The sequence below is a fragment of the Variovorax sp. GW460-12-1-14-LB1 genome, from assembly GCF_059423605.1.
The window spans coordinates 1-6,665 of the sequence record NZ_JBWKYF010000137.1 but is presented as its reverse complement, the minus strand read 5'-3'; the positions used below and the strand labels follow the sequence as shown (position 1 = coordinate 6,665).

The 6,665-nt window shown below is 69.5% G+C and carries 4 protein-coding genes; all 4 read right to left on the bottom strand.

Annotation, left to right across the window (positions count from 1 at the left end; genetic code table 11):
* A partial coding sequence (gene tagF / locus AC07Y4_RS32385; RefSeq protein ID WP_495275662.1) for a type VI secretion system-associated protein TagF occupies positions 1–237 on the bottom strand: 237 nt, incomplete at its 3' end.
* Positions 234–3,839, bottom strand: a complete 3,606-nt coding sequence (gene tssM, locus AC07Y4_RS32380; protein WP_495275661.1) for a type VI secretion system membrane subunit TssM — start codon at positions 3,837–3,839, stop codon at positions 234–236. The genes tagF and tssM, both read right to left, overlap by 4 nt.
* Complete coding sequence (locus AC07Y4_RS32375) at positions 3,836–5,182, bottom strand: DotU family type VI secretion system protein (protein ID WP_495275660.1); 1,347 nt, start codon at positions 5,180–5,182, stop codon at positions 3,836–3,838. The genes tssM and AC07Y4_RS32375 overlap by 4 nt, the downstream gene beginning before the upstream one ends.
* Before the next feature lie 32 nt (positions 5,183–5,214).
* Positions 5,215–6,546 carry a type VI secretion system baseplate subunit TssK gene (gene tssK / locus AC07Y4_RS32370; protein ID WP_495275659.1) on the bottom strand — a complete coding sequence of 444 codons (1,332 nt, stop codon included), beginning with the start codon at positions 6,544–6,546 and terminating at the stop codon, positions 5,215–5,217.
* Between the last annotated feature and the right edge of the window lie 119 nt (positions 6,547–6,665).

The window sequence follows — 6,665 nt, the reverse complement described above, 5'->3', positions numbered from 1 at the left end:
CTCCCCCACCACCTGCGCCCCCAGCGCAAAGCACCACACAGGCGCCTCCAGGTAGTGAGCAGTCCAATCCGCATGCCGATCCCGCAGCCGCGCCAACCCGCGCTGCAACCACGGGTCCCACACCGAGCGAAACGCCTCCGACAACCGCCGATGCGCAAAGTCCCCCATCCCCGGCAACTTCCCGAACCAGCCAGGAAGTTCACCGGAAACAAAGAGCGAAGAAGAGGCCAAGCTCACAACCCCTCCGGACAAGAAAACTCCCGCAACTCCTTCAACCGAATCGGATGCTGCACGCTGTTCGTCGTCACCTCGAACCGCGTCTTCCGCGCCCCCACCTGGAAGGTAATGAAGAACTTCTCCGGCGCATCCCCCGCTTCCAGCTGCCCGTCATCCAGCGTACGGAACAAAGCCCAAGGCCCATCCATCGCCGACCCCGAACTCCCCGTCGTCGACGGCGGACTCACCTGAACGCGCACCTGGTTGCTCCCCTTCGGCCCCGGCCACTGCACCGCCATCGGCACCACCGGCCCGTGCGCGTACTTCACCAGCTGCCCGTCCACGTCGAGGATGAACTGCGTGATGCCCGCGTCCATCTCCACCGGCTTGAAGTCCAGCCGCATCGACGGCCCGCGACCGCCGCCGCGGAAGAAGATGTCCTTGATGCGCGCCGCGCGCTCGAACTGCGCCAGCGCCTGCGTGGTGATCGCGCCGCGCTCGGCCACGGGCTTGTAGCGCCACGGCCGGGTGCTGGTGTCCACGATCGCGGCCAGGCGCTTCTGGAAGAAGTCGTCCATCAGGCCGCCGGCGCCGAACATCTGGCCGAAGTCTTCGGGCAGCACGTCGCGCTTGCTGCTTTGCACGAACGGGTAGCGGCCGGCGATGGCGCGGTTGCAGAACTCGGTCACGGGGCGCAGGTCCTGGCTCAGGTTGCCGCGCTCGGCCACCTGCGCCTGCGCAGCGCCGGTCTGGCTCAGGTTCTCGATCATGCTGCGCACCGGCTCGGGCAGACGGCCCGCGTCCGACTTGAGCTTGCCGGCCACGTCGCCCGGCGGCGGCGAGGTGCGGCCCTTCACGGCCGTGTCGACGGCGTTGAGGTACACGTACACCTCGTTGAAGAGCTTGAGCGCATCGTCGATCGGCGCCGGCTGGTTCGGGCCGCCCGCGGTGACGAGGCGGCGCAGCGACTCGAAGCGATCGTCCACGATGCTCTCGATGCGCTTGCCCGGCGCCACCTGCTTGCCGGGGTCGCTGCCGAACAGGTCTTCCAGGCCCTTGCGCGTGTTGCGCACGGTCTCGGTGGCCTTGCTGACCACGTCCTTGTTGGCATCGGCGGCGGGAATCAGCGTGGTCTGCTTGACCACCGCACGCAGGAAATTCGCGAGCGGCGAATCGACGCCCGACAGGATGCGCGCGGTCTCGATGTTCTTCTCCAGGCCGCTGACGCGGATCAGCCGCACGTCGGCCAGCAGCGCCTCCCACTGCTTGACGTACTCCTCGAGGTAGAGGCGCCGCACGCGGTCGGTGAGTGCGCCGAGCGCCGCGGCATCGCGCAAACGCTCGCTGGCGTTGCGGTCCTGGCCCAGCACCCACGGGTCTTCGGCGGCGAGCAGGCCGGTGAGCACCACGACCTCGTTCTGGAAGCGCTTGTGGTAGCCGTCGTAGGTGAACATGCCCGGCACGCCCTCGCTCAGCGGCTTGCCGCTGATGCGCTCGAACACCAGCGGGCCCGACGGACCGGTGGCCTGCGCCACGCTGAAACCCGGGATGTCCTTGGTGGCGCGCTGGCGCTTCAGGCGGCTGAACACGCGCTGCTCCAGCGGGTAGCTCGCGAGCACGGCGCGCACGCTGCGCACGAGGTTCTCGTCCATCTTCAGCGGCGAGCGCGGCGGGCCTTGGGCGATGAGCACGTCGAGTTGGTCCTCGAGCGCCTTGCGCTGGTCTTCGGGAATGCCGCGGTCGAGGTTGCGCGCCCAGTCGAGCGTGATCCAGGCCTTCAGCGCCTCGGGGTCGAAGCGCTCGGGCTGGTAGAGCATCAGGTAGCTCTTGAGCGCTTCATACGTGAACTCGAGGTTGTCCTTCTGCGCGGTGCGCAGCTGGTCCTCGATGCGCTTGGCGATCTGCGGCAGGAAGGCGTCGTTGAGCGCGCGCTGGTGCGTGAGCATGGCGGCGGCATCGAGCTTGTCGCCCTGGTACAGGCCCAGCGTCATCGACAGCGGCTCGTCGCCCTGGCGGTTGTCAGGCGTCTTCCAGATGTCGCGCAGGCCCTGCAGCACGGGCGCGACCTCGACCAGGTTCTGCACGCGCGTCGGCAGCGCGGCCAGCGTCTTCTGCGCGGGCTCGACGCGGGCCTCGACCGACTTCAGGTAGTTGTGGTTCTGCCAGGTGCTGTAGCCCCAGGCTGCAAGCAGGCCGACGGTGAGCAGCGTCATCGCGGCCACGCCCGCCAGGCGCAGCGTGTTGCGGCGGCGCTCCAGCTTCACGTCGGCGCCCGCGAGGCGCTGCTCGGGGAACACCACCTCGCGCAGCAGCGCGGTGAGGAAGTAGCTGCGCCCGCTCGACTTCTGCGGCGCGAGCATGGCGCGCTCAATGCCGAAGCTGCGCGCCAGGCTGCCCATCACGCGGTCGATCGGGCTGCCTTCCTGCGTGCCGCTGGTGAAGTACACGCCGCGCACCCACGGCGGCTGCGCAAAGCGCGAGCCTGTGAACACCTGTTCGAGCAGATCGGAGAGCAGCGGGCCGACCGAGCCGAACTGCGCCGGAAAACCGAAGATCGCCGCGCGGCGCGTGCCGTCGGTCTCGCGCTGCATGCGCGCGATGAGGCCGTCGTTGATGCGGTTGTGCAGCAGGCCGAACTCGCGGTGGAACGCGGCCGACAGGCCCTTCTCTTCCAGCTGCACGTTCTCGTCCGCCGGCAGCGTGAAGCCGAAGACCTGCGCGCGCTGCTCCTTGCCGAGGTCGTCGAAGTAATCGGTGAAGCCGTAGAGCAGGTCGCTCTTGGTGACGAGCACGTACACCGGCAGGCGCGTGGTGAGCTTGCCGTCGAGCTCGAGCAGCCGCGCGCGGATCGAGGCCGCGAGCTGCGTGCGCGCCTCGGGGCCCTGGCTCAGCAGGTCGCCCACGCTCACGGTGAGGAACACGCCGTTCAGCGGACGGCGCGGGCGCGCCTTCTTCAGCAGGCCCAGGAAGCCTTCCCACGCGCTCTTGTCTTCCGACTGGTGGCTGTCCTGCGTGGTGTAGCGCCCGGCGGTGTCGATGAGCACGGCCTCGTCGGTGAACCACCAGTCGCAGTTGCGCGTGCCGCCCACGCCGCGGATGGCGCCGGGGCCGAACTTCTCGGCCAGCGGGAACGAGAGGCCCGAGTTGACGAGCGCCGTGGTCTTGCCCGCGCCCGGTGCGCCGATGAAGACGTACCACGGCAGGTCGTACAGGTAGCTGCCGCCCGAGATCGACAGCCAGTCGCGCCAACCCGGCTTCTTGCCGGCGGCATGCAGGCGCATCTGCTTGAGCGTGGCGACGGCTTCGCTGAAGCGCGTGTCGAGGATCTTTTGTTCACCGTCGACCGGCGCACCGGTCTTGGCGGCGGCCGGCGCCTTCATGAGGCCGTCGGTCAGGTGCTGGCTCGCGCGGCGCGCGCGCCAGCGGCGGTACAGCGCGCGCATCACGACGATGAGCACGATCACGCCGATGACGATGGCGCGTGTCATCTCGCCTTCGAGCGGCGCGAGCGAACCGATCTTCACCAGCGGGCCGATCCACCAGATCAGCAGCGCGACGACGATCAGCGCGAGCAGCGTCAGCAGCAGCGGGCTGAACAGGAAGCCGAAGATTTTCTTGATCATTTCGTCGCTCCTGGAACGGGAGCAGCCGGTGCAGCAGCGAGGCGCTCGGGTTCGGTCAGCAGCACGATGTCGACGCGGCGGTTGCGCGCGCGGTTGGCCGGCGTGTCGTTGGCCACCACGGGCTCGGCGTCGGCCTTGCCGTCGGAGCGCATGCGCGCGGGCTCGACCAGCGTGGAGAGCGCGCCCTTCACCGCATCGGCGCGCGCGGCCGACAGGTGCCAGTTCGACGGATAGCGCAACGAACGGATCGGCTGGTTGTCGGAGTGGCCGGTGATGAGCACCTCGCCTTTCACCTCGGCCAGCGCCTGGCCGATGCGGCGCAGCACCGACAGCGAGGCTGCCATCGGCTCGGCGCTGCCCGAGCCGAAGAACGAGTCGCCGCGCAGCCGCACCACGCTGCGGTCGGCCTCGTCGGTCACGGTGACCAGCCCCTGCTTGATCTCAGGCTCGAGAAAACGCGCGAGCCGCGGCGACTTGGCCGGCGCGGCAGGCGGTGCGATCTGTATGTTGGGCACGCGCAGGCTCGACACGGCCGCGTAGGTGGTGTCGGAGCGGTGGTTGAGCGTGAGCCGCAGGCCGAACCACGCCAGCGCCAGCAGCAGCGCGAAGCCGGCCGCGAACACCCACAGCGGCAGCGATTCGCGCAGCCGCACCGTGCCCGCGCCCTGCCCGCGCCAGTGCGGCGACAGCTCGGGCTCGACCGGCGGGCGGTCCTTGGCGATCAGGTCGGCCAGGCGCTGGCGCACCGAGTCGAGCTGCGCGCGGCCGTTGTCGACCACGCGGTAGCGGCCCTCGAAGCCGAGCGCGAGCACGCTGTAGATCAGCTCCAGCAGCTGGCGGTGCGTGGGCACGTCCTGCGCAAGCTTGGCGAGCAGCTGGAACACTTTTTCGCCGCCCCAGGTCTCGTTGTGGAACTGCACCAGCAGGCTCTGCTTGTTCCAGCCGGCCTGCACGCCCCAGGGCGTGTTGGCCACGGCTTCGTCGAGCGCGGTGCACAGCACATAGCGCGCGGCCAGCACCGACTCGTTGCCCACGCCCGCGCGGCGCGCCGCGGCATCGAACTGGTTCACCGCATCGGCGGTGGACGCGCGCAGCGCCGGCACATTGGGCGGCTGCGCGAGGTTGCGCAGCTTGCCGATCAGCACCAGCAGCTTGCCCGCGGCCGACACCAGCGGATTGAGCAGGCCGATCTCGCCCACCTCGGCCACGGGCGTCGGATCGGCGCCGCCGAAGAACGGCGCGGGTGCAGCGGCCGGCGGCGCGCCGCCCGGCGTGCGCGGCTTGGGCTTGATGACCGTGCGCTCGGACTCGAAGGCGGCGAAGGGGTCGGGAGGGGTGCTCATGGTGATGTTCCGTTTCCGTCAGCCGGAGGCGGCTAGGAACGAATGGCCCAGAACGCCAAGTCGAGGCCGGGGAAATCGCCCGCGATGTGCATCGCGATGCCGCCCGATTGCTCGAGCTGGCGCCACAGGTCGCTGTTGCGCGTTTCGAGTTCGAAGTAGTTGGCGCCCGTGTGGAACGGAATCTGGCGCGGCGCCACCGGCATCGGCGTCAGCGTGACGCCCGGCAGCGCGAGGTTCACGAGGTCGCGGATGCGCTCGACCGGGCCGATCTTCACCTGCGTGGGGAAGCGCGCGCGCAGTGCCTCGCTCGGCATGTTCGCGTTCACCGCGAGCACGAAGGTCGCCTTGCGCTGCAACTCCACGTCGGTCACCACCGCCACGCGCACGCCGTGCTTGCGGTCGTGCAGGTCGATGCGGATCGCCGACTGCTCGAACACCATCGACAGGCTGCGGCGCAGGTCGTCCATCACCGGGCGGAAGCTCAGCGCGAGGTCGTCATGGATGTAGGGCCCGAAGCGCGTCACGCGGCGCGTGTCGCGGAAACTCGCGAGGTCGCCGGCCAGCCCGAGCGCGTGTTCGAAGAAATGCTGCGGGTGCAGCATCGCGCTCTTGGCGAGGTGCGTAAAGATGGCCTCGTTGCGGTTCACGGCCTGCAGCAGCATGAAGTCGGCAATCTCGGCCACGCCGCCGGTGCCGCCTTGCGTCATGCGCCCGGCCAGCGCCTCGCCGCGCTGGCGCAGCAGGCCCAGCAGCTCGTCGAGCCAGGCGCGGATCACCGCATGGCCGGCCACGTCGAGCAGCGGCGGCAGCATGCCGCGGTCGAGCTGCACCTGGTTGTCGACCCGGCGCTCGACCACGCGGGCCACGCCCAAGGTCGCCCACGCGTCGGTGGCTTCGCTGGCGCGCATCAGGCGCGTGTGGAGCTGGCCCAGCTGCAGCATCGCGGTGCGCTCGCCGGCCGTGTTGGAGTCGGGCACGTCCGACTCCAGCACGCGGTGGCGCACCAGCTCTTCGTACTCTTCAGCGTCGGCTTCGCGCGCCCCGGCGCGGCGCAGCGGGAGTGCCAGCACCACGGCTTCGTCGCGCATGGACGCGGGAATGTCGATGGGCTCGGGCAGCGGATCGACCGCCGGCATATCGAACACCGTGCCATCGCCGAAGATGCCCACCGCCCGCACCAGCGCCAGCTTGCCCAGCGTGAGCGCCGCCGCGTCGATCTCGACTTCGGCGAATCCCCAGGCGTAGGGCGTGGTGGTGCGCAACAGCACATGCCGCGCATGATCGGCATGGCGCTCGCTCTGCTGCAGGTGCTGAGGCTGCAACAGCATCCCCTCGCTCCAGACCACTTTGGTTCGCCAACTCATCCGCACTCCGTCAACGGCAAGGGTGCCGGGAAGTAAGAAGAAACACGAAGTTTCCGGTGCGGGGGAGCGGAGGCAAATCCGCCTTAAGGCCTAGCTAATGGCCTAGGTGGGGCGGGAGG